This is a genomic window from Prauserella shujinwangii, from assembly GCF_003001955.1.
Lineage (GTDB): Bacteria > Actinomycetota > Actinomycetes > Mycobacteriales > Pseudonocardiaceae > Qaidamihabitans > Qaidamihabitans shujinwangii.
This window is the reverse complement of the sequence record NZ_PVNH01000003.1, coordinates 622,962-647,554: the sequence shown is the minus strand read 5'-3', so window position 1 is coordinate 647,554 and position 24,593 is coordinate 622,962. Positions and strand designations below refer to the sequence as shown.

Here is a 24,593-nt window from a genome sequence, read left to right as displayed (position 1 = left end):
CGTACGCGCCGACCGGACCTCAGTAGCGTGCGCAGGCCTTGCCGTGCGTCGACTGCGCGGGCCCGCCCAGCGCCCACCGCAGATCGACGTGCGTGCAGAACTCCTGCCTTCCGGCCAGTTTCCTGGCCCGGACCCCGATGCCCGGGTAGGTGCCGGGGCCGTACGGGGCGTCCTTGACGTACGACGTGTCCGAACTGTCGAGGAACGCGGCGGCGTCTCTGGTGATGCTCGCGGTGATCTTGATGTAAACGTACTGAGCCGACCCGCGGCCACCGCACACCGCCGCGGGATAGCCGGTCACGTACCCGTGCGCGTCGACCTCGTAGTAGACGTCCACGGCGCAGCCCCACGGAGCCCCGGTCCGTGCCTCGGCACCAGCCGGCGCCGCCAGTGCCAGCGTGCTCAACACCGCGGACGTCACCGCGGCAACCCTGCGCCGGTTCACGTTCATCCCCTCAGTACCGGGCGCTGAAGGTCTGCGTGCGCGTCAGCTTCGGCGCTCCCGGCTCGTTCCGGTACTCGACGACGACCGTCAGCTCGAACCGCTGCCTTCCAGCCGGATCGGCCGCCCTGATGTGCGGTGCGACGCAGTACTTGCCGCGGAACCCGTTCGGCCCGCAGTGCGCGCCACCCGAGTCCATCCGCCTGCCGTCCCGCAACAGCGCGGTGCGCACCCACACCTGCTGGAGGTACGGGTGCGTGCACACGGCGCCACCCTGCCCGTCGATGAGGCCCAGCTGGGATCCGAGGGGCATCAGCCGGCCCGCGGGCGTGCAGCCGATCGCCTGCCGCGGCAGCGTGTCCCCCACCGTCACCGCTCGTGCTTCCCGCGGCCCACCAGTCACGACTCCGCCCGCCACGGCCAGCGCCGCACACACCGCGGCGACCCTGGGCAACGTTCGACCCCGCACCGTGCCCCCCTCCGTCCCGGCTGACGCCCATCGACGTTAGCCGGGCCAGGCGCGCGGGGCACAGTCCTCGATCAGGTGTTGCATCACCGGCAGTCGAGGTTTCGAGCGGCTCGGTTGGAACGACACACCGACCGCCACCGATGGGAACCGGACCGGTGCCGGGTGTCGAAAACCGGCCACCTCGTTCGACGCGTTGGTGTCACCGGTTCGAACAGAAACGAGGAAGCACCCATGGCAAGCGTGATCTGCGACATGTCGATGTCCCTCGACGGCTACGTCACCGGACCCAACGACAGCCGCGAGAACCCGTTCGGCGACGGCGCCGGCATGCTGCACGACTGGCTGTTCAACGACCCGACCGACGACGATCGCGCCGTCCTGCGGGAGGCGCTCGACAGGTGCGGCGCGATCGTGATGGGCCGCAGGTCCTTCGACAAGAACGAGGGCGACGGTGGCTGGGGCGACGGTGGACCGCTGGGGGACACCCCGGTCTTCGTCGTCACCCACCACGCGCCGACCAGACGATACCCGGCCGTGTTCACGTTCGTCACCGATGGTGTGCGGAGCGCCATCGAGCAGGCCAAGGCCACCGCCGGGGACAAGGTCGTCGGCCTGCACGGCGCGACCATGATGCAGCAGGGGCTGCCGCTCGGGCTGGTCGACGAGATCTCCGTGCACATCGTCCCGGTGCTGATCGGCGGCGGCACGCGACTGTTCGAGACGCTCCCCGAGGGCATCGCCCTCGAACGGGTGAGCGCGATCGCCACGCCTGCGGCCACCCATCTCCGGTTCCGGGTACGGCGCTGACGGCTCGGCGGCGGCAGGCGCAGGGGCTGCGCAGGCCGCCCGGTCCGCGGACCGGGCGGCCTCAGCCGCCCCGTGGCTAGTCGCCGTTGCGGCGGAACAGCTTGTTGCCGAGCCAGACGATCGGGTCGTAGCGGCGGTCGGCGACGCGCTCCTTCATCGGGATGAGGGCGTTGTCGGTGATGTGGATGTTCTCCGGGCACACCTCGGTGCAGCACTTGGTGATGTTGCAGTAGCCGAGGCCGTGCTCGCTCTGCGCCTCGTCACGCCGGTCGGCGACGTCGAGCGGGTGCATCTCCAGCTCCGCGATCCGCATCAGGTACCGCGGACCGGCGAACGCCGTCTTGTTCTCCTCGTGGTCGCGGATCACGTGGCAGGTGTCCTGGCACAGGAAGCACTCGATGCACTTGCGGAACTCCTGCGAGCGCTCGACGTCGACCTGCTGCATCCGGTAGTCGCCCGGCTTCAGGTCCGCGGGCGGCGTGAACGCCGGGATCTCCCGCGCCTTGGCGTAGTTGTACGACACGTCGCAGACGAGGTCGCGGATCACGGGGAACGTCCGCATCGGCGTCACGGTGATGACCTCGTCCTCGGAGAAGATCGACATGCGGGTCATGCACAGCAGCCGCGGCCTGCCGTTGACCTCGGCCGAGCACGAGCCGCACTTGCCCGCCTTGCAGTTCCAGCGCACCGCGAGGTCCGGCGCCTGCGTCGCCTGCAGGCGGTGGATCAGGTCGAGCACGACCTCGCCCTCGTTCGCCTCGACGGTGAAGTCCCGCAGCTCTCCCGATCCGTCGTCGCCGCGCCAGACCCGGAGCTTCGCCTGGTATCCCATGTCAGGCCGTCCTTCCCGGGTGCTCGGTGAGCTCGTCGGAGGTGTAGTACTTCTCCAGCTCGCTGTACTCGAACAGCTCGAGCAGATCCTTGCGCATCGGCTGCTGTTCCTTCGCGGTCACCGTCACGTCGGGCACCGGCACCTCCCCCTGCGTGCTGCACACCAGCAGGGTGTTGCGCCACCGGGAGTCCATCTGCGGGTGGTCGTCGCGGGTGTGCCCGCCCCGGCTCTCGGTGCGCCGCAGCGCCGCCTGCGCCACGCACTCGCTGACCAGCAGCATGTTGCGCAGGTCGACGGCCAGGTGCCAGCCGGGGTTGTACTGCCGGTGCCCCTCCACGGTGACCAGGCCGATCCGCTCCCTGATCTCGGCGAGCTTGCCGAGCGCCTGCTCGATCTCGTCGGCCTTCCGGATGATGCCGACCAGGTCGTTCATGCACTGCTGCAACTCGGTCTGCAGCGTGTACGGGTTCTCGCCCTGCCCCGACGACGGCGGATCGAACGGTGCGAGTGCCGTCCTCGCCGCGGCGGTGACGGCCGCGTCGTCCACCTTCGGCCTGCGGTCGAGCGACTCCACGTAGGACGCCGCGCCGAGCCCGGCCCGCCTGCCGAACACCAGCAGGTCCGACAGCGAGTTGCCGCCGAGCCGGTTGGACCCGTGCATCCCGCCGGAGCACTCGCCCGCCGCGAACAGTCCCGGCACGCTCGCCGCGGCCGTGTCCGGGTCGACCTCGATCCCGCCCATCACGTAGTGGCAGGTGGGGCCGACCTCCATCGGTTCCTTGGTGATGTCGACGTCCGCCAGTTCCTTGAACTGGTGGTACATCGACGGCAGCCGCTTCTTGATCTCCTCGGCGGGCAGCCGGCTCGCGATGTCCAGGAACACCCCGCCGTGCGGTGAGCCCCTGCCCTCCTTGACCTCGGTGTTGATCGCCCTGGCGACCTCGTCCCTCGGCAGCAGGTCAGGGGTGCGCCGGTTGTTGTCCGCGTCGGTGTACCAGCGGTCGGCCTCCTCCTCGCTGTCCGCGTACTGTCCTTTGAAGACGTCCGGAATGTAGCGGAACATGAACCGCTCGCCCTGCGAGTTCTTGAGCACTCCACCGTCGCCGCGCACGCCCTCGGTGACGAGGATTCCCTTGACGCTGGGCGGCCACACCATGCCGGTGGGGTGGAACTGGACGAACTCCATGTTGATCAGGTCCGCACCGGCCCGCAGCGCGAGCGCGTGCCCGTCGCCGGTGTACTCCCACGAGTTCGACGTGACCTTGAACGACTTGCCGATTCCGCCGGTGGCCAGCACCACGGCCGGGGTCTCGAAGAGGACGAAGCGGCCGCTCTCCCGCCAGTAGCCGAAGGCACCGGCGATCCGTCCGTCCTCTTTGATCAGCTCGGTGACGGTGCACTCCGCGAAGACCTTGAGCTTCGCCTCGTAGTCGCCGTACTCGCGGTGGTCCTCCTGCTGCAGCGACACGATCTTCTGCTGCATGGTGCGGATCAGCTCGAGGCCGGTGCGGTCACCGACGTGCGCGAGCCGGGGGTAGGTGTGCCCGCCGAAGTTGCGCTGGCTGATCCGGCCGTCCTTCGTGCGGTCGAACAGGGCGCCGTAGGTCTCCAGCTCCCAGACGCGGTCCGGCGCCTCCTTGGCGTGCAGCTCGGCCATCCGCCAGTTGTTGAGGAACTTGCCGCCCCGCATCGTGTCCCGGAAGTGGGTCTGCCAGTTGTCGTTCGGGTTGGCGTTGCCCATCGAGGCGGCGCAGCCGCCCTCGGCCATCACGGTGTGCGCCTTGCCGAACAACGACTTGCACACCACCGCGACGCTCAGGCCGCGTTGCCGCGCCTCGATCACCGCACGCAGGCCCGCGCCGCCGGCACCGATCACCACGACGTCGTAGCTGTGCCGTTCGACCTCGGTCATGTAGTAGCCACCTCGGGATTCACGGGAGGGAGAAGGGAGTTCAGTTGACGAAGCGCAGGTCGCTGATCGTGCCGCTGGCCACCAGCCACACGTAGAGGTCGGTGAGCACGAGGCTGGCCAGCGTGATCCAGGCGAACTGCATGTGCCGCGTGTTCAGCCTGCTGACCTGCGTCCAGAGCCAGTACCGCACGGGGTTCCGGGAGAAGTGCTTCATCCTGCCGCCGGTGACGTGCCGGCACGAGTGGCAGGACAGCGTGTAGCCCCAGAGCAACACCACGTTGGCCAGCAGGACCACGTTGCCGAGGCCGATGCCGAAACCGTTCTCCCCGCCGAAGGCGAGGATGGCGTCGTAGGTGTTGATGATCGTGATGAGGAACGCGGCGTAGAAGAAGTACCGGTGCGCGTTCTGCACGACGAGCGGCAGCCGCGTCTCGCCGGTGTACTTGCGGTGGGGTTCGGTCACCGCGCACGCGGGCGGCGACATCCAGATCGACCGGTAGTAGGCCTTGCGGTAGTAGTAGCAGGTCAGCCGGAAGCCGAGCAGGAAGGGCAGCGACAGGAAGGCGAGCGGGATGAACAGCGGCAGCTCGCCGATCGGGGTGCCGAAGTGGCTCGAGCCCGCCACGCACGAGTCGCTCAGGCACGGCGAGTAGAACGGGGTCAGGTAGTGGTGCTCGGCGGACCAGTAGTCCGTGCGCATGAACGAGCGGACGGTCGCGTAGACCACGAACGTGGTGAGCCCGAGCGTGGTGAGCAGCGGCGGTAGCCACCACCGGTCGGTGCGCAGGGTGCGCGCACCGATCCGGGCTCGGGAGCTGACAGGGGCGCTGGTGTCCGCGGGGCTGGCCACGTTGCTAGCCGGGCGGGTCACCGCTGGTCGCGCTGGTAGCCGCCGACGCCCTCGTCGTCGGCACCCTGCCAGAGTGCGGGGTCGTACGGCGTGTCCGGCACGGGCACGACCTCGGAGCGGTCGACCCGGGTCGGCTGCGCGGGCACGGGCGGGGTCTGGTCCAGCTCGACCGCGTCGATGTCCAACCGCTCGACGTCGTTCACGAGCCTGCGCAGGGCCGGTGCCTCGCCGTAGCGCGCCCGCAGCGCCCCCACGCACTGCCTGAGTTGCCCGATCGTGCGGCGGAGCTCGCTCATTTCGGTGGTGGACATCCTCATACCTCCGAATCGTCCGGTCGGCCGAACCCCGCGCCTCCTGTCGGATGGCGTGACCTCGGCGCCGCTTACCGCTGACTGTGCCTAACGATGTGTGGTGTGACAAGTAGCACACCCCGTGTTTCGACGGTGATCGGGGTCACTAATCGTGATCTTCTTAATCGATTTTGAAAGGGGACCGGCGCGCCTGTACTGTGTCGGCTGTCACGAGTCCCGCGGCGCCAGCGCTGCCGCCCGCCGGACCTACCCGGACCCCGCCAGCCCCACCGACCGACGGAGACCACTTCGTGAACGCAGCGCAAGAGCACCTCCACCCCGTCATCGAGGACGTCACCGCGCGCATCGCCGAACGCAGCCGTGTCACGCGGAGGGCCTACCTGGACCGCGTCTCCGCCGCGGCCTCCGAGGGACCGGTCCGCGCGGGTATGGCGTGCAGCAACCTCGCGCACGGCTTCGCGGCGTGCTCGGGCAGCGACCGGCTCGCGATCCGGGGCCTGCGCAAGCCGGGGGTCGCGATCGTGTCCGCCTACAACGACCTGCTCTCCGCGCACCAGCCGCTGCACGAGTTCCCCGACTGGATCAAGGACGCCGCCCGGGAGGCGGGCGGCGTCGCCCAGTTCGCGGGCGGTGTGCCCGCCATGTGCGACGGCATCACTCAGGGCCGCGACGGCATGGAGCTGTCCCTGTTCAGCCGCGACGTGATCGCGATGGCCACCGGCGTGGCGCTCTCGCACGAGATGTTCGACGCCGCGCTGCTGCTGGGCGTCTGCGACAAGATCGTGCCGGGCCTGCTGATCGGTGCGCTGTCGTTCGGCCACCTGCCCGCGATCCTCGTGCCCGCGGGGCCGATGACCTCGGGACTGCCCAACAAGGAGAAGGCGCGCGTCCGCCAGCTCTACGCCGAGGGCAAGGCCAGCCGCGAGGACCTGCTCGACGCCGAGGCCGCGTCCTACCACTCGCCGGGCACGTGCACCTTCTACGGCACGGCGAACTCCAACCAGCTCGTGGTCGAGGTGATGGGCCTGCACCTGCCCGGTGCGAGCTTCGTGCACCCCGGCACGCCACTGCGCAAGGCGCTCACCGAGGAGGCGGCGCGCCGCGCCGTGCGCATCGCCGGCGGTGCGGACCACACGCCGATCGCCGAGGTGGTCGACGAGCGCTCCGTGGTCAACGCGATCGTCGCGCTGCTCGCCACCGGTGGCTCCACCAACCACACCATGCACCTCGTCGCCGTCGCCGCGGCCGCGGGCATCCAGCTGACGTGGGACGACTTCGCCGATCTCTCGGCGGTGGTGCCGCTGCTCGCCCGCGTGTACCCGAACGGCAGCGCGGACATCAACCACTTCCACGCGGCGGGTGGCGTGCAGGTGCTCGTCGGCTCCCTGCTCGACGCCGGGCTGCTGCACGAGGACGTGCGCACGGTGGCGGGCGAGGGCCTGCACCGCTACCGCAGCGAGCCGATCCTCGGCGACGGCGGGCTCGAGTGGCGCGAGGTGCCCGCCCGCTCCCTCGACGAGGACGTGCTGCGGCCGGTCGAGCGCCCGTTCGCGCCGGACGGCGGCCTGCGGATGCTGCGCGGCAACCTCGGCCGCGCGGTCACCAAGGTGTCGGCCGTCGAGCCGGAGAACCGGGTCGTCAGCGCACCCGCCCGCGTGTTCACCACGCAGGCGCAGTTCGACCGCGCCTTCCGGGCGGGCGAGCTCGACCGCGACGTCGTGGTGGTGGTCCGCCAGCAGGGCCCGCGCGCGAACGGCATGCCGGAGCTGCACGGGCTGACGCCGGCCCTGGGCGTGCTGATGGACCGGGGACACCGCGTCGCGCTGGTCACCGACGGGCGGATGTCCGGCGCGTCCGGCAAGGTACCCTCGGCCATCCAGGTGACACCGGAGGCGGCGGCGGGCGGGCCGCTGGGCCGGATCGCCGACGGCGACGTCGTGCGGCTGGACGCGACCACCGGGGAGCTGGACGTGCTGGTCGACGCGGCCGAGCTCGCGGAACGCGAGCCCGGGGACGCGCCGCCGGACGAGGCCGCGTGGGCGGGCACGGGCCGCGAGCTGTTCGCCGCGCTGCGCCGGGCCGTCGGTCCCGCCGATCTCGGTGCGAGCGTGTTCGGCCCGATGACCCCGGAACACTTCGGCGTGCCCGCCGAGGTCGGTGCAGGAGGTGCCCAGTGACGACCGGATCCGAGCTGCTGGAGCTGTCGCCGGTGCTGCCGGTGGTGGTGCTGGACGACGCCGAGCACGCCGTGCCGGTGGCGCGGGCGCTGCACGCGGGCGGCATCGGCGTCGTCGAGCTGACGTTGCGCACCCCGGCGGCGCTCGAGTCGATCCGACGGGTCGCCGCCGAGGTCCCCGAGGTCGTGGTGGGCGCGGGCACCGTGACCAGGCCGGAGCACGCGCGGCAGGCGGCCGGGGCGGGCGCCCGGTTCCTCGTCACTCCAGGAGTGACCGACGCGGTGCTCGACGCCGCGTTCGACACCGGGCTGCCCTTCCTGCCCGGCGCGGCCACCGTGTCCGAGGCCATGCGGCTCGCGGAACGCGGCCTGGACGCGTTGAAGTTCTTCCCGGCGGAGGCGAGCGGCGGCGCGGCCGCGCTGCGCGCGATCGCGGGACCGCTGCCGGGGCTGCGGTTCTGCCCGACCGGGGGCATCACCCCCGCGTCCGCACCGGAGTACCTCCGGCTGGCGAACGTCGGTTGCGTGGGTGGATCCTGGTTGACGCCCAAGGACGCACTGGCCGCTCGGGACTTCGGCCGGGTGGAGACGCTCGCGAAGGAGGCCGCGGCGCTCGAGCGGTAGTGCCTCGCGCAAGGACACGGGAGCACACTGCACGGTGAGCTGGGACTGGTTCACGGACCCGGACTACTGGAGCTCACGGCTGGTCTTCCAGCGGATGCTGGCCGCGATCTACCTGCTCGCGTTCGTGGCCGCCGCGAACCAGTTCCGCGCCCTGCTCGGGGAGCGGGGGCTGCTGCCCATCTCCCGTTTCGTGCGGCGGGTGCCGTTCCGGGAGTCGCCGAGCCTGTTCCACTGGCACTACTCGGACCGGTTCTTCGCCGCCGTCGCGTGGACCGGCGCGGCCACGTCGGCCGCCCTGCTGCTCGGCGCGGCCGACCCGCTGCCGGTGTGGGCGAACCTGCTGGTGTGGGCCGTGCCGTGGGTGCTGTACCTGTCGATCGTCAACGTGGGCCAGCTCTGGTACTCCTTCGGCTGGGAGTCCCTGCTGCTGGAGACCGGCTTCCTCGCCATCTTCCTCGGGCCCGCGAGCGTCGCGCCGCCGGTGCCGGTGCTGTTGCTGCTGTTGTGGCTGCTGTTCCGGGTGGAGTTCGGCGCCGGGTTGATCAAGATGCGCGGCGACCCGTGCTGGCGGGACCTGACCTGCCTGCGCTACCACCACGAGACCCAGCCCATGCCCGGGCCACTGAGCTGGTACTTCCACCACCTGCCGGGACCACTGCACAAGGTGGAGGTGCTGGCGAACCACGCCGCGCAGCTGGTGGTGCCGTTCGCGCTGTTCGCCCCGCAGCCCGTGGCGACGGTGGCGGCGGGCATCGTCGTCGTCACGCAGGGCTGGCTGGTGCTCAGCGGCAACTTCGCCTGGCTCAACGTCATCACGATCACGCTCGCGGTGGCCGCCGTCGACGGGAGCCTGCTGCCGGTTCCGCACCCCGAGCCGGCCCCGGCTCCGGCGTGGTACGTCGGCCTCGTGCTCGCGATGGCCGCGGCGATGGTGGTGCTGAGCTACTGGCCGGTGCGCAACCTGCTCGGCCGGAGTCAGCTCATGAACTACAGCTTCAACCGGCTGCACCTCGCCAACACCTACGGCGCGTTCGGCAGCGTCACCCGCGAACGGCACGAGGTGATCCTCGAGGGCACCGCGGACGAGGAGATCACCCCGGACACCGAGTGGCGGGAGTACGAGCTCAAGGGCAAGCCGGGGGACCCGTACCGGCGCCCGCCGCAGATCGCGCCGTACCACCTGCGGCTGGACTGGCAGCTGTGGTTCGCCGCGCTGTCGTCGCGGTACGCGGCAGGGTGGCTGCCCGCGCTGGTCGGCAAGCTGCTGGCCGGCGACCGCGCGGTGCGCACGCTGTTCCGCCATGACCCGTTCCCGGACTCGCCACCGGCGTTCGTCCGGGCGAGGCTGTTCCACTACCGGTACACGACGCCGCGCGAGCGCGGGGAGACCGGCGCGTGGTGGGTGCGCGAGCCGGTGGGCACCGTGGTCCGGACGTGCCGCCTCGCCCCGGACGGCAGCCCGGAACCGCTCGGCGTCGACTGACCGCGGCGGTGCCCAGGGCACTCAGCCGGGGAACCGGGCGAGCGCTTCGCGCCGGAACTCCGCCGGCGTCCGGCCGACCTCGCGTTTGAACACCTCGCCGAAGTGGGACGCCCCCTTGAAACCGTGCCGCAGGCCGATCGCGGCGACCGGGACGCCGGCCTGCAGCGGGTCGGCCAGGTCGCGCCTGCACAGCTCGACGCGGCGCGCCCGGATCCATGCGCCGACCGTCCAGCCGCTGCCCTCGAACAGCTGGTGCAGCAGCCGGGGAGAGATGTAGTGCGCGGCCGCGATCCCCGTGGGGCTGAGGGCCGGATCGGGCAGCCGCGCGTCGATGTACTCGCGCACCCGGCGCAGCAGCGCCTCCCGCCGCTCGGTCGCGGGCGGTCCGCGCCTGCCGAGCTCCGCCCGCAACATGGCCGTCACCAGGTCCATCAGGTTGCGCACGGCGAGCGGCCCCTCGGCGCCGAGCGTGTGCAGGCTGCGGCCGAGGCCGAGCACCATCGTCCACACGATCGACGGCAGGCCGTCCTCGGCGTCGAACGCGGTCGCGGTGAGCTCCGAGAAGGGTTCCGCGCCGCGCGGGCCGAGCCAGTCCTTGGCGAACTTGATGCACACCGACCGGTAGTCGTCGCTGGACACCAGCACGGTGGGGACCGACGAGTCGTAGAGCGCGAACGAGCCGGGTCTCAGCACCGCGGTCCGCTCGTGCTGCGACATCCGGAACTCGCCGGACAGCTGCAGGGTCATCACGTAGCAGCCCGCGTCGTCGGAGGTGATCGTCTCCGCCGTGCGGTAGGCGCCGTGCCGCTCCGAGGTCATGCCGACGAAGTCCACACCGGCCAGTGAGCGGCGGTGCACCGTGCCGCGGAAGGCCTGCGGGCGCTCGCAGTCGAAGCGGAACCGGAGGATCGTGCGCTCGACGACGTTCTTCCACGAGTCGAACGCGATTTCCCTGCCCCGACCGGGATCGGCCAGTTCGCCGGCCAGCAGGCCGTTCACGAGTGACGTCATCGTCATCTCCAAGGCGTCGGCACCGCGCGCTCCATCATGGTGGCGCACGTCACTCCCGGTCAACCGTGCGCGTAACCGACAGACCCGTGCGCGGCGGCGGGATGCGCGCTCCGGCCGGGCCTTCCTAGCGTCATGGCCACAGCAGTTCGCGCCTGACCTGGAGGCACGCCATGGCTTACGTCGAGGGTTCGCACCACCTGACCCTGTCCGTCGCGGGAGCGCAGGAGGACGTGGACTTCCACGTCAAGGTCCTCGGCATGCGGCTGATCAAGCGCACCGTGCTGTTCGACGGTTCCCTGCCGATCTACCACCTGTACTACTCCAACGCCAACGGCGACCCGTCCAGCGTCGTCACGACGTTCCCGTGGGCCCAGGCCGGGTTCTTCGGCAGGCGCGGCACCAACCAGGCGCGGGAGGTGCTGCTGTCCGTCCCGCACGAGTCGATGGACTTCTGGCACCGGCGGCTGACCGAGCACGACGTGGACGTCGAGAACGTCGAGGTCTTCGGGGAGCGCAGGCTCGCCTTCCGGCACCCGTGCGGGATCGAGTACGTCCTCGTGGGCAACACCGGCGACGAACGCGCGGGGCACCCCGGCCACGGCGTCCCGCCCGAGCACGCCGTCCGCGGCCTGCACGGTGTCGGGGTGCACGTCGGGACACTCGATCGCATGGTCGAGTTCGCCGGAGACACCTTCTCCGCGCACGGCGAGCCGCTGGAGGAAGGTGACCGGGCCGCGCTCCGGATCGGCGAGCAGAAGTACGGCAACGCGCTGGAGCTCACCGTCAACCGTGCGGAGGACCAGGGCACCTGGGGCTTCGGTGCGGGCACCATCCACCACTTCGCCTGGAACGCGAGCACGCTGGAGAACCAGCGGGAGCTGCGTTTCGAGATCGAGGGCCGGGGCTACACCGACATCTCCGAGGTCAAGGACCGCAAGTACTTCAAGAGCGTCTACGTCCGCACCCCCGGCGGCGCGCTGTTCGAGCTCGCCGTCACCCATGCCGGCGGCGGCTGGGACTGCGACGAGTCGCCGAAGGAACTGGGCACCCGGTTCCAGCTGCCGGAGCAGTTCGAGCACCGGCGCGCGGAGATCTTCCGCAGGCTCGAACCGATCAGCGTGGACCAGGCGGCACCATGACGGCACAACCGGCGCTGACGGCACCGCACCTGACCGGCGGGTACGAGCTCCGCAGCAGGCGTGGCCAGTTCTGGATCCCCGGCGAGCGGGTGGCCACCGGGCAGGGCACCGTCCAGCGCGCGCCGATGTTCGTGCAGTGGGAGGCGCCACCGGAGCCGGTCCGCCCGCACCCGCTCGTGCTCGTGCACGGTGGTGGCGGGCAGGGCACCGACTGGACGGGCACTCCGGACGGGCGGCCGGGCTGGGCCACCCGGTTCGTCGAGGCGGGCTTCGCCGTGTACGTCGTGGACCGCTGCGGGCACGGCCGTTCCCCGTACCACCCGGACGTCGTCGGCCCGATGGGCGCCCCGTTCCCCTACGAGGCGGCGCGACAGCTTTTCCTGCCGGACGAGGCGAGCGCCGTCCAGACACAGTGGACATACGGCCGCGACGTCGAAGCCGGTGAGCTCGATCAGCTCGTGTGCCCGATGGGCCCGTTGCCCGCCGACCTGGCGGAGTCACAGCGGATGGACGCCGACCGGCTCGCCCGGCTGCTGGACCGCACCGGCCCCGCGGTGCTGGTCACGCACTCCGCCGGGGCTCCGGCCGGCTGGCTGGTCGCCGACGCCCGCCCCGGCTCGGTGGTCGCGATCGCCGCGATCGAGCCGATCGGCCCGGCCTTCGCGGACTTCCCTGGCCTGGGCAGGCTCGACTGGGGGCTCACCGCGCACCGGATCACCTACGCGCCGGACCGGGCGACTCCGGAGGAGGCCGAACGTGCCGACCCGGCGAGCCTGCGCGTTCCCGCCCTCACCGGGAAACCGGTCGCCGTCTTCAGCGGCGGCGCCTCCGCGTTCGCCACGTTCGCCCCCGACGTCACCACCTTCCTGCGCACGGCGGGTGCCGACGCCGAGCACGTTCCGCTGCCCGAGCACGGGGTCACCGGCAACGGGCACGGCCTGATCTTCGAGGCGAACTCCGACCGGACCATCCAGCCGGTCCTGCACTGGATCACCGACCACTGAGGAGGGATCGACCGTGACGGCCACGGAGACAGCGACGACGGGCCGGGCGGATGCGCCCGGTCTGCACGTCAGCGACGAGTTCGACGCCCTGCTGGACCGGCTGGACGGCATCGCCCCGCTGCTGGCGGACGACGCCGAGGAGAGCGAGGAGCTGGGCCGCCTCGCGGAGTCCTCCGTGCGGGCACTGTGGGACACCGGCGCGTTCCGGGTCGGCATCCCCCGCGAGCTCGGTGGGTACGAGTTCTCCCCGCGCCAGGTGATCGAGACGATCGCGCGGATCTCGGCCGCCGACGCCTCGGCGGGCTGGACCTTCATGGCCCTGCAGATGGTCACCGGCACGACGGCCGCCTACCTGGGCGAGGTGGCGGCCCGCGACCTGTTCCCCGACGTGCCGAACGGCAGGCACGCGCTGATCGCGGGACAGGGCACCAAGCTCGGCACGGCCGAGCGGGTCGAAGGCGGCTACCGGATCACCGGCCACTGGCACTTCGCGTCCGGCATCGCGCACGCCACACACGTCCACACGGCCGCGTTCTGCGCGGAGACCGGCCAGGCCCTGGTGTTCACCCTGCCCAAGGAGCAGACGACGCTGATCGACAACTGGGACGTGCTGGGCCTGCGTGCGACCGGCAGCATCGACTACACGTGCGCCGAGCGGTTCGTCCCGGACAGCCATGTCTACGAGATCGCGACGATGGAGGCGCGGCACGGCGGGGCCCTCTACCGCATGGGCCTGGCGAACATGGCCGGGGTGTGCCACACCGGCTGGGCGCTCGGGGTGGGCCGCAGGTTGCTGGACGAGCTGAAGGCACTGGCCGGGAAGAAGACCGGCACGCCGAACGCGGCGGTGGACACCCAGCAGTTCCACGCCGAGTACGCCGACGCGGAAAGCAAGCTCCGCTCGGCCCGGGCCTGGGCCATGGACGTCTGGGCGGACAACGAGGCCACGCTCGGCGCCGGACGGCTGCTGGACACCGAGCAGGAGACGGTGACCAGGCTGATGCTCAACAACACGACGTGGTCCGTCCACGCCGTCGGCCAGACCGTGCACAAGTGGGCGGCGACGGCCGCACTGCGGCGGGGGCCACTCCAGCGGTACCTCCGCGACCTGCACTCAGGCACGCAGCACGTCACGTCCAGCCCGGTGGTGCTGCAGAACTGCGGCAGGTGGCTCAGCGGGCTGGCTCCGCGATCGCGGTGGGTGTTCCTGGACCTGCGGGAGCAGGAGTGACGCGTGCCGTGTCGGCGCGGAGGCACGGAGTGGCCGAGAGGTTCCGGGCGGCCTTCCGCAACCACCCGGCGGGCGTCGCGGTCGTCACGGCGGACGACGGCACCGGCCCGGCGGGACTCACGGCCACGTCGGTGGTCTCGGTGTCCGCGGAGCCCGCGCTGCTGGCGTTCTCCGTTTCGGCGCGGTCCTCGGCGGCACCGTGCCTCACCCGGGCAGGCAGCGTCGTCGTGCACCTGCTCGGGGCGGGCGGGCTCGACCTGGCAAGGCGGTTCGCGACGGGCGGGATCGACCGGTTCGCGGCTCCGGTGCGGTGGACCCGGCTGCCGACCGGGGAGCCGTTGCTGTTCGGGGTGGACAGCTGGCTGCGCGGCCCGGTCGCCGACCGGGTGGCGGCGGGCGACGCGACGGTGGTGATCGTGCGGGTCGAGCAGGTGGGCCTCGGCGTGCGGACGGGTCCGCCGCTGGTGTACCGGGACCGGTCCTGGTACGCGCTCGGCGACGCGGCGGCGCTGACATGAGCACGCAGCGGAGGGACGGACTGCCGGTGACGCAGTGGGGCGTCGACGCCGGGGACGCGGCGCTCGCCGTGCTCGCCGTGCACGGGCGCGCGCAGGGGCCCTCGTTCCTGCGGGAGACGGCGCGGCGGTTCGGCGCGGCGCCGGTGCGCTTCTACGCGCCCGAGGCCGAGGGCAACACGTGGTACCCGCGGCCGTTCCTGGAGCCGCTCGCGAGCAACCAGCCGGATCTGGACGAGTCGCTGGCCACGGTCGACGGGTACCTCGCCGCACTGGCCGGGGCGGGCTTCCCGCCCGAGCGCGTGGTGCCGTGGGGCTTTTCGCAGGGTGCCTGCCTGCTGGCTCACCACGTGCTGACGGCACCGCGGCGGTTCGCCGGGCTGGTGCTGTGCACCGGCGGCCACGTGGGACCGGATCCGCTGCCGCCGCCGGCCGGGACGCCGCTGCGCGGGGTGCCCGCCGTAGTGCGCAGCGTCGAGGACGACCCGTGGGTGCCCAGTCACCGGGTCCGGGAGACGGCGGAGCTGCTGCGCCGCGCGGGCGCCGACGTCGACCTGCGGATCGACCCGGGTACCGAGCACGTCATCACCGACGAGGCCTGCGCCGCGGCGACGCGCCTGCTGGTGGCCACCGCCGCACGCGCGGGCCCCCGCTGACTGCGAGTCCCCCGCCCAGCACCGCGAGTGGCACGTCCGGGAACGGAGGGAGAACGGGGCCGCGCGCGCTTGCGAGCGCACGGGGCCGATACGGCGCTCACGGCACCGAACGCGGCACTCGCGAGCCTGAACGCAGCACTCACCTGCGTGGGCGCGGCACTCGCGAACCAGAGCGCGGCACTCGCGTACGTGAGCGCAGCACTCGCGAACCAGAGCGCGGCACTCACCTGCGTGAGCGCAGCACTCGCGTGCGTGAGCACAGCACTCGCGTACGTGAGCACAGCACTCGCGGTGCCGCGTGCGGGAGCGGTCAGTCGGGTACGGCGTCGTCGAGGAGCGTCGACTCGGAGCCCGCGGCGCGGAGCTCCTCGCGGATCACCGTGTACGCGAGGCCCTGCGGGTAGCCCTTGCGGCCGAGCATGCCGAGCAGCCGCCGGATGGCGGTCTGCTCGTCCACACCCGTCATGGCCCGCAGGCGTTTGCGGACCAGCGCCCTGGCCCGCTCCTCCTCCGCCTCGCGGTCGACCTCCTCGGCCGCCTGTGCCGCGACCGCGCCGTCGACGCCCTTGCGCTTGAGCTCCGCGACGAGAGCGCGCCGCGCCAGGCCCTGGTACTGGTGGCGGGAACGCACCCAGAGCTCGGCGAACGCGGCGTCGTCCACGAGTCCCGCGTCGTCGAGCTTGCCCAGCAGCCGCTCGGCGAGCTCGTCGTCGAAACCCTTGCGCCGCAGCGCCTGCCGGAGCTCCTCCTTCGGACGCGCCCGGACGGCCAGGAGATCGAAGCAGATCTCCTTGGCCTTCTTCCACGCCTCCTCAGGCGGCAGCTCGGCGGGATCACGCTTCCGGGAACGGCCCCGCGGCTCACCCTCGCCGGTGGACGGTGCGGACACGCGGGCTAGAAGTCGACCGGCGCCGGCACGGTCTCGTCGGCGTCGACCTGGGCGCCGATGCCGAGCTTCTCCTTGATGCGCTTCTCGATCTCGTTGGCGATGTCGGGGTTGTCGCGCAGGAACTTCCGCGCGTTCTCCTTGCCCTGCCCGAGCTGGTCGCCCTCGTACGTGTACCAGGCCCCGGACTTGCGCAGGATGCCCTGGTCCACGCCCATGTCGATGAGCGAACCCTCCCTGGACACGCCGACGCCGTAGAGGATGTCGAACTCCGCCTGCTTGAACGGCGGCGCGACCTTGTTCTTCACGACCTTCACCCGGGTGCGGTTGCCGACCGGCTCGCCGCCGTCCTTCAGCGTCTCGATCCGGCGGACGTCCAGCCGCACCGAGGCGTAGAACTTCAGCGCCTTGCCACCCGTGGTGGTCTCCGGCGAGCCGAACATCACGCCGACCTTCTCGCGCAGCTGGTTGATGAAGATGGCGGTGGTGCCGGAGTTGTGCAGCGCACCGGTGATCTTGCGCAGCGCCTGGCTCATCAGGCGGGCCTGCAGACCCACGTGGGAGTCGCCCATCTCGCCCTCGATCTCGGCGCGGGGCACGAGCGCGGCGACCGAGTCGATCACGACGATGTCGAGCGCGCCGGAGCGGATCAGCATGTCCGCGATCTCCAGCGCCTGCTCACCGGTGTCCGGCTGGGAGACCAGCAGCGCGTCGGTGTCCACCCCGAGCGTCTTGGCGTACTCGGGGTCGAGCGCGTGCTCGGCGTCGATGAACGCGGCGATGCCGCCCGCCCGCTGCGCGTTGGCGACGGCGTGCAGCGCGACCGTGGTCTTACCGGAGGACTCCGGGCCGTAGATCTCGACGACCCGCCCGCGCGGCAGGCCCCCGATGCCCAGCGCGATGTCGAGCGCGATGGCCCCCGTCGGGATCACCTCGATCGGCGCGCGGGTCTCCTCCCCCAGGCGCATCACCGAACCCTTGCCGTACTGCTTGTCGATCTGGGCAAGGGCCAGTTCCAGCGCCTTGCCCTTGTCCGGTGCTGCTGGCATGGAATCCACCTCGTTGGCTGTAGCAGTTGTGAGCTGTTGGGTCCGACGTTAGGGGCGGGGTCCGACACTTCGCGGGTCCGCCCGGAATCTGTGGACAGACGACCCCGGTGTGGACAACACGATAGCCGAACGTGTGTTCGAGGTCGAAGCCGACACGCCGGGCGAGCTCAGCGCCGCTCCGGCGGGATGTGGAACTCCGCGCAGACCTGCTGCCAGATCTCCTTCGCGGGAACGCCCCCGGCGAGGGCCTGCTCGACGGTGCGGCCGCCGAGCCCGCTCAGGACGTGGTCCTTGGCCAGCATCTCGGCCCGGGCCTGCCCGAACTCCTCCGCCATCCGCCGCCGAAACTCCGTGATCCGCATTGGCGCCAGCGTAGCCAGGCGGTTGTCCGTACCGTGAGGGCATGCTGCTCGCACAGGACCTCTCGGATCTCGGATCCACGGCGCTGACGCTCGCCGCGATCGCCTCGGTCACCGGTGCGCTGCTGGTGCTCGTGTTCGGCATCCGCAACCGCAACCGCAGGAAGTGACCTCGGCCGTCCTGGCCGTCCTGGCCGTCCGTACTACTCACCGGGCTGGACGTGGCGCTCGAAGTAGTCGGCCAGCTCCGACGGCGTCGCCGACTCGCCCTGCCCGGTGACGTCGACCTGGTAGACGAACCCGGCCAGTGGCCGGTCGTCGACCGAGAACACGAGTACCGACGAGGTGCGGCCCGCCGCCGCCGAGTACCTGCCCTCCAGCGCGTTGCCCCGCCACCGCGCCCGCACCTGATCGCCGCCAGTCCGGTTGAGCAGGCCGTCGGTGTACCGCTCCAGCGTGTCGGCGGACGTCCCGTGCAGGTAGGTGATCTGCGCCCCGGCCAGCCCCGGCGCCGGGCACGTCACCGTCACGCCGAGCTCGGCGGCGTTCGCGGCGGCCGCGGGACCGGTGCCCATGCCCGGCCCGCACTGCCCCGCCTCGGCGACGTCGCCCGCGAGCTGCCGCAGGCACCCGGTGAAGCCCTGCGCGTCGGCCGGTCCCGGCTCCCGGCACTCGGCGGCCGGGTACGTGGTGACCGAGGAGGCCGACGCGGCGAGGTACACCGCCGCACCGCCGCCGAGCAGGGCCACCGCCGCCACGGCGGCCGCCACGAACGGCCACCTGCGGCGCCGGGCCACGCTCCGCTCGGGCACCCGGGGATAGGCCGCGTAGCCGGGCGCCGGCGGCTGCGGACCGCCCGGCGGGTACGCGGGAGCACCCTGGTAATGGCTCGGTGCGGGGTAGCGGGGAGCGTTCGGCGCGGGCCGCACCGGATGCGCCGCGGGAGCGCTGCCCGCGGCCGCGCCGGTGGCCGCGACCTGGCCCTCGACGTGCCGCGTGCGCAGGCTGACGCCGTCGGCGGCGACATGGTGCGCGCCGAGCGCGACCGCGGTCTCGGGCTGGTCGAGACTGACCGGGACGACGCCGAGCTTCTCCGCGATCATCGTGGCGACCAGGGGCAGCCTGCTCGACCCTCCGACGAGGTAGATCCCGGCGAGCCGGTCGGGCGTGAGCCCCGCCGAGCGGACCGTGCGCGCGAGCAGCTCGACGCTGCGCAGCATCGCGGGCCGCACGAGCGCCTCCAGCTCCGCCCTGGTGACGAGCACGTCGGTGAACGGCTCCGGCATGGGCACCTCGGTCTGCGGGTGCCGGGACAGCGCCTCCTTGGCGGCCTTCACGTCCTCCTGCAGCGCGCGCCGGGTGCGGCGGTCGGCCGTCGTCTCCGGGCGGAGCAGCCGCTGCCAGCGCTGCGGGTCACGGTGGGAGACCTCCCTGCCGACGTGCACGAGCAGCGCCTGGTCGACGTCCAGCCCGCCGAGGTCGGGCAGGCCGTCCTCGGCAAGCACGGTGTACCCGTCCTGGGTGGCGCCGACGACGGCGACGTCGAACGTGCCCGCGCCGAGGTCGTAGACCGCCAGCGCCTGTCCCCGCCCCAGCGCCTTGCCGGGGAACGACGCGAAGTGCGCCGCGGCCGCCACCGGCTCCGGCACCAGGGTGGCGGGACCGCCCGTCCCCGCCAGCCGCGCGGCGGTGAGCAGCACGTTGCGGCGCAGCGGTCCCCACTGCGCGGGATGGGTCAGCCGCACCTCCTCGGGCGCCTCGCCGCCCAGCTGCCTGCGCGTCTCGTCCAGCACGCGGCGCAGCACCGCGGCCAGTGCCTCGTTGACCGGCACGACGTCGTCACCGAGCAGGAGCGTCTGCTCGTCGACGCGGCGCTTCGGGTTGGGCTCGAACCGCGTCGGGTCGAGGCGGGCCCTGCGCTCGGCTTCCCGGCCGACCACGAGCGTGCCGTCCTCGCCCGCGAACACGGCGGAGGGCATGGTCGCGGACCCGTCGACCTCCACGACCCGCGGCGGGCGGCCGTGTGCGGACAGCACCGCGACGGTGTTGGACGTGCCGAGGTCCACCGACAGGATCCGCACAGCTCCCCCTCCTCGAGTGCCGAAGCTCGCGCCGATGTTGTCACGGTCCCGGCCGCGGCAGGGACGCGACCGGCGGATTCCCGGCCGGGGTCACGCGGAGACTGTCGGTGCGGGCACGCATGATGGAGACGTGGGCGACACCGTGCTCGACCTGTTCTCCCCCGCCACCAGGGACTGGTTCGCGGGGGCCTTCGCCGCGCCCACGGGTGCCCAGGAGGGCGCCTGGCGGGCCGCGCACGCCGGCGAGCACGCCCTCGTGGTGGCGCCCACCGGATCGGGCAAGACCCTCGCCGCGTTCCTGTGGGCGCTCGACCGGCTCGCCGTGGCGCCACCGCCCGCCGACCCGGGCAGGCGCTGCCGGGTGCTGTACGTGTCGCCGCTGAAGGCGCTCGCCGTGGACGTCCAGCGCAACCTGCGGGCCCCGCTCGCCGGCATCTCGCAGGCGGCGCGGCGGCTGGGCCTGGCGGCTCCGGACATCACGGTCGGCATGCGCACCGGTGACACGACGCCCGCCGAGCGGCGCTCGTTCGCCCGCACCCCGCCCGACGTGCTGGTGACCACGCCCGAGTCGCTGTTCCTCCTGCTCACCTCGGCGGCGCGGGAGTCGCTGCGCGGTGTCGAGACGGTGATCGTGGACGAGGTGCACGCCGTCGCGGGCGGCAAGCGGGGCGCGCATCTGGCGCTGTCGCTGGAGCGGCTCGACGAGCTGTTGCCGCGGCCCGCGCAGCGGATCGGGCTGTCGGCCACGGTGCGTCCCGTCGACGAGGTCAGCGCGTTCCTGGCCGGTGGCAGGCCGGTGCGCGTGGTGCGGCCGGAGTCGGCCAAGACCGTGCGGGTCACGGTCGAGGTGCCGGTGGAGGACATGGCCGACCTCACCGCGCCGAGGGTGACCGCCTCCCCGTTCGACTCCCCGGCGCCCGCGCCGCCGTCCGAGGGCGGCATCGGCACGCGGGAGGAGGTCGCCGGGGGCACGGTGCGCAGGCCGTCGATCTGGCCCGCGGTCGAGGAGCGCGTGCTGGAGCTGATCCGCGCCCACCGCTCCACGATCGTGTTCGCCAACTCCCGGCGGCTCGCCGAGCGGCTCACCGCCCGGCTCAACGAGCTGGCCGCCGAGCGGACCGAGCTGGAGCCGGGCCAGGAGTTCCCCGCCGAGGCGATCGGCGGGTCGGGCGCCACCACCGGCGCGCCCACCTCGGTCGCGAAGGCCCACCACGGCTCGATGTCCCGCGAGCAGCGCACGCGGGTGGAGGAGGAGCTCAAGTCGGGCAGGTTGCCCTGCGTGGTCGCCACGTCCTCGCTGGAGCTGGGCATCGACATGGGAGCCGTCGACCTCGTGGTCCAGGTCGAGGCACCGCCCACGGTCGCGTCCGGGCTGCAACGCGTCGGGCGCGCCGGGCACCACGTCGGGGCGGTCTCCAGCGGCGTGATGTTCCCCAAGTTCCGCGGTGACCTGGTGTCGTGCGCGGTGGTGGCCGAGCGGATGGCGGCGGGCGCGATCGAGGCGGTCCGCTACCCGCGCAACCCGCTCGACGTGCTGGCCCAGCACGTCGTCGCGATGGTCGCGCTGGAGCCCCGCACGGTCGCCGACCTCGCGGCCACGGTCCGCAGGGCGGCGCCGTTCGCCGCGCTGCCCGACGACGCGCTGCACGCGGTGCTCGACATGCTCGCCGGGCGCTACCCGAGCGAGGAGTTCGGCGAGCTGCGCGCCCGGATCACCTGGGACCGGGTGACCGGTGAGCTGCGCGGCCGTCCCGGTGCGCAGCGGCTCGCGGTCACCTCGGGCGGCACCATTCCGGACCGGGGACTGTTCACGGTCATGACCCCGGGCGAGGAGGGCAGGCCGGGGTCGCGGGTCGGCGAGCTCGACGAGGAGATGGTCTACGAGTCCCGGGTCGGCGACACGATCCTGCTGGGCACGTCGACCTGGCGGATCACCGACATCACGCACGACCGCGTGATCGTCGTGCCCGCGCCGGGCGAGCCGGCGCGGATGCCGTTCTGGAAGGGGGACGCTCCGGGTCGCCCGCTGGAGCTCGGCAGGGCACTCGGCGCGTTCCTGCGTGAACTGTCCTCAGCGGACAGCGAGCAGGCAGCGGCCAGGGCCGCGGCGGCCGGGCTGGACGAGCGCGCGAGCACCAACCTGCTGGCCTATCTCGAGGAGCAGCGGCAGACGACGCGGCATGTGCCGACCGACCGCACCGTGCTGCTGGAGCGCTTCCGGGACGAGCTCGGCGACTGGCGGGTGGTGCTGCACTCCCCGTTCGGCGCACAGGTCAACGCGCCGTGGGCGCTGGCCGTCGCCGCGCGGCTGCGGGAGCGGCGCGGCGTCGACGCGCAGGTCGCCCACTCCGACGACGGCATCGTGCTGCGGCTGCCCGACGCGCTCGACGCCGAGGGCGGCGACGTGCTCGTCGGCACCGACGACGTCGTGCTCGACCCGGACGAGGTGGAGCAGCTCATCGTGGCCGAGGTGGGCGGCTCCGCGCTGTTCGCCGCCCGGTTCCGGGAGTGCGCGGCCCGCTCGCTGCTGCTGCCGCGCCGGGACCCGCGCCGCAGGACGCCGCTGTGGCAGCAGCGGCAGCGGGCGTCCCAGCTGCTGTCGGTGGCGGCGAAGTACGAACGCTTCCCCGTGGTGCTGGAGGCCATGCGGGAGTGCCTGCAGGACGTCTACGACGTCGGCGGCCTCCGCGAGCTGATGGCCGACGTGCGGGCCCGGCGGGTGCGGGTCGTCGAGGTCGAGACCCAGGCGGCCTCACCGTTCGCGAGCAGCCTGCTGTTCGGCTACGTCGGCATGTTCCTGTACGAGACGGACGCCCCGCTCGCCGAGCGCAGGGCGGCGGCGCTGTCGCTGGACTCCGCGCTGCTCGCCGAGCTGCTCGGCACCGAGGCGATCCGCGAGCTGCTGGACGCCGACGTGGTGGCCGGGGTGGAGCGCACCCTGCAGCGCCTGGATCCCGAGCGGCACGCGCGGGGCCCTGAGGACACGGCGGATCTGCTGAAGTTCCTCGGCGACCTGACCACCGCCGAGGCCGCCGAGCGCGGCGTCGCCCCGGAGTGGCTCGACGAGCTGGTGGCGCAGCGCCGCGCGATCGTCGTGCGCATCGCCGGGGAGGACCGCCATCTGGCCATCGAGGACGCGGGCCGGATCCGCGACGCGCTGGGTGCCGCGCTGCCCGTCGGGGTGCCCGAGGCGTTCACCGAGCCGGTTCCCGACCCGCTGGGCGACCTGCTGACCCGCTACGCCAGGACGCGGGGGCCGTTCCCCGCCAAGCGGGCGGCAGGGCGGTTCGGCCTGGGCACGGCCGTGGTCACCGGGGTGCTGGACCGGCTGACCGCGGAGGGCAGGCTGGTCCGCGGCGAGCTCAGCCCGGACCCGGACGAACCGGGGGTGGAGTACTGCGACGCGGCCGTGTTGCGGCGGCTGCGCCGGGCGTCGCTGGCCCGGCTGCGGGCCGAGGTCGAGCCGGTGGAGCAGGCCGCGCTCGGCCGGTTCCTGCCCGCGTGGCACGGCGTGGGCGGGCGGGTGCGGTCGGCGCCGACGGCCGACGACGTGCTGTCCGTGGTGGAACAGCTCGCCGGCGCCCCGCTGCCGGCGAGCGCACTGGAGTCGCTGGTGCTGCCGAGCCGGCTGCCGGGCTACTACCCCGCGCTGCTCGACGAGCTCACCACGGCGGGCGAGGTGACGTGGTGCGGGTGCGGGGCGCTCGCCGGGGGCGACGGCTGGGTCGCGCTCGCTCCGGCCGATGTCGCGGACCTGCTGCTGCCCGACGTGGAGGAGACGGTGCCGGACAGCCCGCTGCACACCGCACTGCTGTCCACTCTGGACGGTGGTGGGGCGCTGTTCTTCCGGCAGCTGGTCGACCGCGTGACACCGGAACTGGAGACCGCACCGTCCGATGCGGACGTGGTGGCCGCGCTGTGGGAGCTGGTGTGGGCCGGGCTGGTCACCGGCGACACGCTGGGCCCGCTGCGGGCCCAGGTCTCCGGCCGGGGCGCGGCGCACAAGCCGAGGCGCTCCGCGCCGCGCGGCCGCTACGCCCGGCTGCGCGCCGGCAGGCCCGCGATGCCGTCCCGGACGGGTCCGCCGACCGTCGCGGGCCGGTGGGGGCTGGTGCCCGGGCGGGAGGCGGACCCGACCCGCCGCACGCACGCGCGCACGGAGGCGTTCCTCGAACGGCACGGGGTGCTGACCAGGGGCGCGCTCGACACCGAGCGGGTGACGGGCGGCTTCTCCGGGATCTACAAGGTCCTGCGCGGGATGGAGGACTCGGGCCAGGTGATCCGCGGGTACGTGGTCGAGGGTCTGGGTGCCGCCCAGTTCGCCGCGCGGGGCGCGGTGGACCGGCTGCGTGCGCTGTCCGACACGGGCGCGCCCCGGACGGCCCAGGGCGCGGTGGTGCTCGCGGCGAGTGATCCGGCGCAGCCCTACGGCGCGGCGTTGCCGTGGCCGGCGCCGGTGGGCGAGACCAAACACCGGCCCGCCCGCAAGGCGGGGGCACTGGTCGTGCTCACCGACGGCAGGCCGGCGCTGTACGTGGAGCGCGGGGGGCGTTCACTGCTGTCGTTCACGGACGACGAGACGGCACTGCGCGCGGCGGCGCAGGCGCTGTCGACCGCGGTGCGGGAGGGCTGGCTCGGCCAGCTGCAGGTGCAGCGCGCCGACGGCGAGCAGGCGCTGACCTCGGCGCTCGCGGAGGTGCTGCGCGAGGCCGGGTTCCGGGCGACGCCGAAGGGGTTGCGCCTGCGGGCGTAGTGA

22 protein-coding genes are annotated in these 24,593 nt (G+C 72.8%); 11 read left to right on the top strand and 11 right to left on the bottom strand.

What is annotated here, in order from left to right; translation table 11 throughout:
- Nucleotides 1–19: 19 nt before the first annotated feature.
- Both B0I33_RS09735 and B0I33_RS09730 read right to left on the bottom strand, forming a co-directional pair.
- Nucleotides 20–421: a hypothetical protein gene (locus B0I33_RS09735; RefSeq protein ID WP_146147477.1), complete on the bottom strand. Its 402-nt coding sequence runs from the start codon at nt 419–421 to the stop codon at nt 20–22.
- 34 nt (nt 422–455) lie between these two features.
- The gene (locus tag B0I33_RS09730; protein WP_106178207.1) at nt 456–815 is read right to left on the bottom strand and encodes a hypothetical protein; all 360 of its coding nucleotides are present in this window, start codon (nt 813–815) and stop codon (nt 456–458) included.
- A gap of 327 nt (nt 816–1,142) precedes the next feature.
- Here B0I33_RS09730 and B0I33_RS09725 point away from each other — a divergent pair, with 327 nt between their 5' ends.
- Nucleotides 1,143–1,718 (top strand): dihydrofolate reductase family protein, encoded by a 576-nt coding sequence (locus B0I33_RS09725; protein ID WP_106178206.1) that lies wholly within the window; start codon nt 1,143–1,145, stop codon nt 1,716–1,718.
- Nucleotides 1,719–1,794: 76 nt separating this feature from the next.
- Here the strand turns inward: B0I33_RS09725 and B0I33_RS09720 are convergent, their stop codons facing one another.
- From B0I33_RS09720 to B0I33_RS09705, 4 genes are read right to left on the bottom strand one after another with little or no spacing between them, the layout of a single operon-like run.
- The gene (locus B0I33_RS09720; RefSeq protein WP_106178205.1) at nt 1,795–2,550 is read right to left on the bottom strand and encodes a succinate dehydrogenase/fumarate reductase iron-sulfur subunit; all 756 of its coding nucleotides are present in this window, start codon (nt 2,548–2,550) and stop codon (nt 1,795–1,797) included.
- 1 nt (nt 2,551) lies between these two features.
- Nucleotides 2,552–4,462, bottom strand: a complete 1,911-nt coding sequence (locus B0I33_RS09715) for a fumarate reductase/succinate dehydrogenase flavoprotein subunit (protein WP_106178204.1) — start codon at nt 4,460–4,462, stop codon at nt 2,552–2,554.
- 40 nt (nt 4,463–4,502) lie between these two features.
- Nucleotides 4,503–5,312 carry a hypothetical protein gene (locus B0I33_RS09710; protein ID WP_106178203.1) on the bottom strand — a complete coding sequence of 270 codons (810 nt, stop codon included), beginning with the start codon at nt 5,310–5,312 and terminating at the stop codon, nt 4,503–4,505.
- Between the two features lie 17 nt (nt 5,313–5,329).
- The gene (locus B0I33_RS09705) at nt 5,330–5,623 is read right to left on the bottom strand and encodes a hypothetical protein (protein WP_106178303.1); all 294 of its coding nucleotides are present in this window, start codon (nt 5,621–5,623) and stop codon (nt 5,330–5,332) included.
- A gap of 290 nt (nt 5,624–5,913) precedes the next feature.
- On the opposite strand from B0I33_RS09705, the gene edd reads away from it, so the two are divergent.
- The 3 genes from edd to B0I33_RS09690 are packed head-to-tail and all read left to right on the top strand — an operon-like array spanning nt 5,914 to nt 9,906.
- A complete protein-coding gene (gene edd / locus B0I33_RS09700; RefSeq protein WP_106178202.1) occupies nt 5,914–7,800 on the top strand; it encodes a phosphogluconate dehydratase in 1,887 nt (628 codons plus the stop codon).
- Nucleotides 7,797–8,423, top strand: a complete 627-nt coding sequence (gene eda, locus B0I33_RS09695; RefSeq protein ID WP_106178201.1) for a bifunctional 4-hydroxy-2-oxoglutarate aldolase/2-dehydro-3-deoxy-phosphogluconate aldolase — start codon at nt 7,797–7,799, stop codon at nt 8,421–8,423. The genes edd and eda overlap by 4 nt, the downstream gene beginning before the upstream one ends.
- Before the next feature lie 34 nt (nt 8,424–8,457).
- The gene (locus B0I33_RS09690) at nt 8,458–9,906 is read left to right on the top strand and encodes a lipase maturation factor family protein (protein WP_106178200.1); all 1,449 of its coding nucleotides are present in this window, start codon (nt 8,458–8,460) and stop codon (nt 9,904–9,906) included.
- Between the two features lie 21 nt (nt 9,907–9,927).
- On the opposite strand, the gene B0I33_RS09685 is transcribed toward B0I33_RS09690, so the two are convergent.
- A complete protein-coding gene (locus tag B0I33_RS09685) occupies nt 9,928–10,917 on the bottom strand; it encodes an AraC-like ligand-binding domain-containing protein (RefSeq protein WP_245900528.1) in 990 nt (329 codons plus the stop codon).
- Between the two features lie 170 nt (nt 10,918–11,087).
- Between B0I33_RS09685 and B0I33_RS09680 the strand changes: the two genes are divergently transcribed.
- Genes B0I33_RS09680 through B0I33_RS09660 form a run of 5 tightly spaced genes read left to right on the top strand, consistent with a single transcriptional unit; the run spans nt 11,088 to nt 15,462 of the window.
- On the top strand, nt 11,088–12,056 hold the full coding sequence (locus B0I33_RS09680) for a VOC family protein (RefSeq protein WP_106178198.1): 969 nt from the start codon (nt 11,088–11,090) through the stop codon (nt 12,054–12,056).
- The gene (locus tag B0I33_RS09675; RefSeq protein WP_245900526.1) at nt 12,053–13,060 is read left to right on the top strand and encodes an alpha/beta hydrolase family protein; all 1,008 of its coding nucleotides are present in this window, start codon (nt 12,053–12,055) and stop codon (nt 13,058–13,060) included. Before B0I33_RS09680 ends, B0I33_RS09675 begins: the two co-directional genes overlap by 4 nt.
- Before the next feature lie 13 nt (nt 13,061–13,073).
- On the top strand, nt 13,074–14,291 hold the full coding sequence (locus tag B0I33_RS09670) for an acyl-CoA dehydrogenase family protein (RefSeq protein ID WP_245900524.1): 1,218 nt from the start codon (nt 13,074–13,076) through the stop codon (nt 14,289–14,291).
- Nucleotides 14,292–14,320: 29 nt separating this feature from the next.
- On the top strand, nt 14,321–14,809 hold the full coding sequence (locus B0I33_RS09665; RefSeq protein WP_219927164.1) for a flavin reductase family protein: 489 nt from the start codon (nt 14,321–14,323) through the stop codon (nt 14,807–14,809).
- Nucleotides 14,806–15,462 carry an alpha/beta hydrolase gene (locus tag B0I33_RS09660; RefSeq protein WP_106178196.1) on the top strand — a complete coding sequence of 219 codons (657 nt, stop codon included), beginning with the start codon at nt 14,806–14,808 and terminating at the stop codon, nt 15,460–15,462. The genes B0I33_RS09665 and B0I33_RS09660 overlap by 4 nt, the downstream gene beginning before the upstream one ends.
- A gap of 310 nt (nt 15,463–15,772) precedes the next feature.
- On the opposite strand, the gene B0I33_RS09655 is transcribed toward B0I33_RS09660, so the two are convergent.
- The 3 genes from B0I33_RS09655 to B0I33_RS09645 form a co-directional block, all read right to left on the bottom strand.
- Nucleotides 15,773–16,351, bottom strand: a complete 579-nt coding sequence (locus tag B0I33_RS09655) for a regulatory protein RecX (protein ID WP_106178195.1) — start codon at nt 16,349–16,351, stop codon at nt 15,773–15,775.
- Between the two features lie 5 nt (nt 16,352–16,356).
- A complete protein-coding gene (recA, locus tag B0I33_RS09650; RefSeq protein WP_106178194.1) occupies nt 16,357–17,397 on the bottom strand; it encodes a recombinase RecA in 1,041 nt (346 codons plus the stop codon).
- Between the two features lie 167 nt (nt 17,398–17,564).
- Nucleotides 17,565–17,759, bottom strand: a complete 195-nt coding sequence (locus B0I33_RS09645; protein WP_106178193.1) for a DUF3046 domain-containing protein — start codon at nt 17,757–17,759, stop codon at nt 17,565–17,567.
- A gap of 41 nt (nt 17,760–17,800) precedes the next feature.
- Here B0I33_RS09645 and B0I33_RS30690 point away from each other — a divergent pair, with 41 nt between their 5' ends.
- A complete protein-coding gene (locus B0I33_RS30690; RefSeq protein ID WP_281259360.1) occupies nt 17,801–17,926 on the top strand; it encodes a hypothetical protein in 126 nt (41 codons plus the stop codon).
- A gap of 33 nt (nt 17,927–17,959) precedes the next feature.
- On the opposite strand, the gene B0I33_RS09640 is transcribed toward B0I33_RS30690, so the two are convergent.
- A complete protein-coding gene (locus B0I33_RS09640; protein ID WP_106178192.1) occupies nt 17,960–19,837 on the bottom strand; it encodes an Hsp70 family protein in 1,878 nt (625 codons plus the stop codon).
- Nucleotides 19,838–19,979: 142 nt separating this feature from the next.
- Here B0I33_RS09640 and B0I33_RS09635 point away from each other — a divergent pair, with 142 nt between their 5' ends.
- Nucleotides 19,980–24,590, top strand: coding sequence for an ATP-dependent helicase (locus B0I33_RS09635; RefSeq protein ID WP_425440464.1), 4,611 nt, complete (start codon nt 19,980–19,982; stop codon nt 24,588–24,590).
- The last annotated feature ends 3 nt before the right edge of the window (nt 24,591–24,593 follow it).

Coding starts and splice junctions, on each gene's coding strand:
- B0I33_RS09685 (WP_245900528.1), bottom strand. CDS start 10,917: ATGACGTCACTCGTGAACGGCCTGCTGGCCGGCGAACTGGCCGATCCC.
- B0I33_RS09705 (WP_106178303.1), bottom strand. CDS start 5,623: ATGTCCACCACCGAAATGAGCGAGCTCCGCCGCACGATCGGGCAACTC.
- B0I33_RS09715 (WP_106178204.1), bottom strand. CDS start 4,462: ATGACCGAGGTCGAACGGCACAGCTACGACGTCGTGGTGATCGGTGCC.
- B0I33_RS09675 (WP_245900526.1), top strand. CDS start 12,053: ATGACGGCACAACCGGCGCTGACGGCACCGCACCTGACCGGCGGGTAC.
- B0I33_RS09720 (WP_106178205.1), bottom strand. CDS start 2,550: ATGGGATACCAGGCGAAGCTCCGGGTCTGGCGCGGCGACGACGGATCG.
- recA (WP_106178194.1), bottom strand. CDS start 17,397: ATGCCAGCAGCACCGGACAAGGGCAAGGCGCTGGAACTGGCCCTTGCC.
- B0I33_RS09660 (WP_106178196.1), top strand. CDS start 14,806: ATGAGCACGCAGCGGAGGGACGGACTGCCGGTGACGCAGTGGGGCGTC.
- B0I33_RS09645 (WP_106178193.1), bottom strand. CDS start 17,759: ATGCGGATCACGGAGTTTCGGCGGCGGATGGCGGAGGAGTTCGGGCAG.
- B0I33_RS30690 (WP_281259360.1), top strand. CDS start 17,801: ATGCTGCTCGCACAGGACCTCTCGGATCTCGGATCCACGGCGCTGACG.
- B0I33_RS09725 (WP_106178206.1), top strand. CDS start 1,143: ATGGCAAGCGTGATCTGCGACATGTCGATGTCCCTCGACGGCTACGTC.
- B0I33_RS09680 (WP_106178198.1), top strand. CDS start 11,088: ATGGCTTACGTCGAGGGTTCGCACCACCTGACCCTGTCCGTCGCGGGA.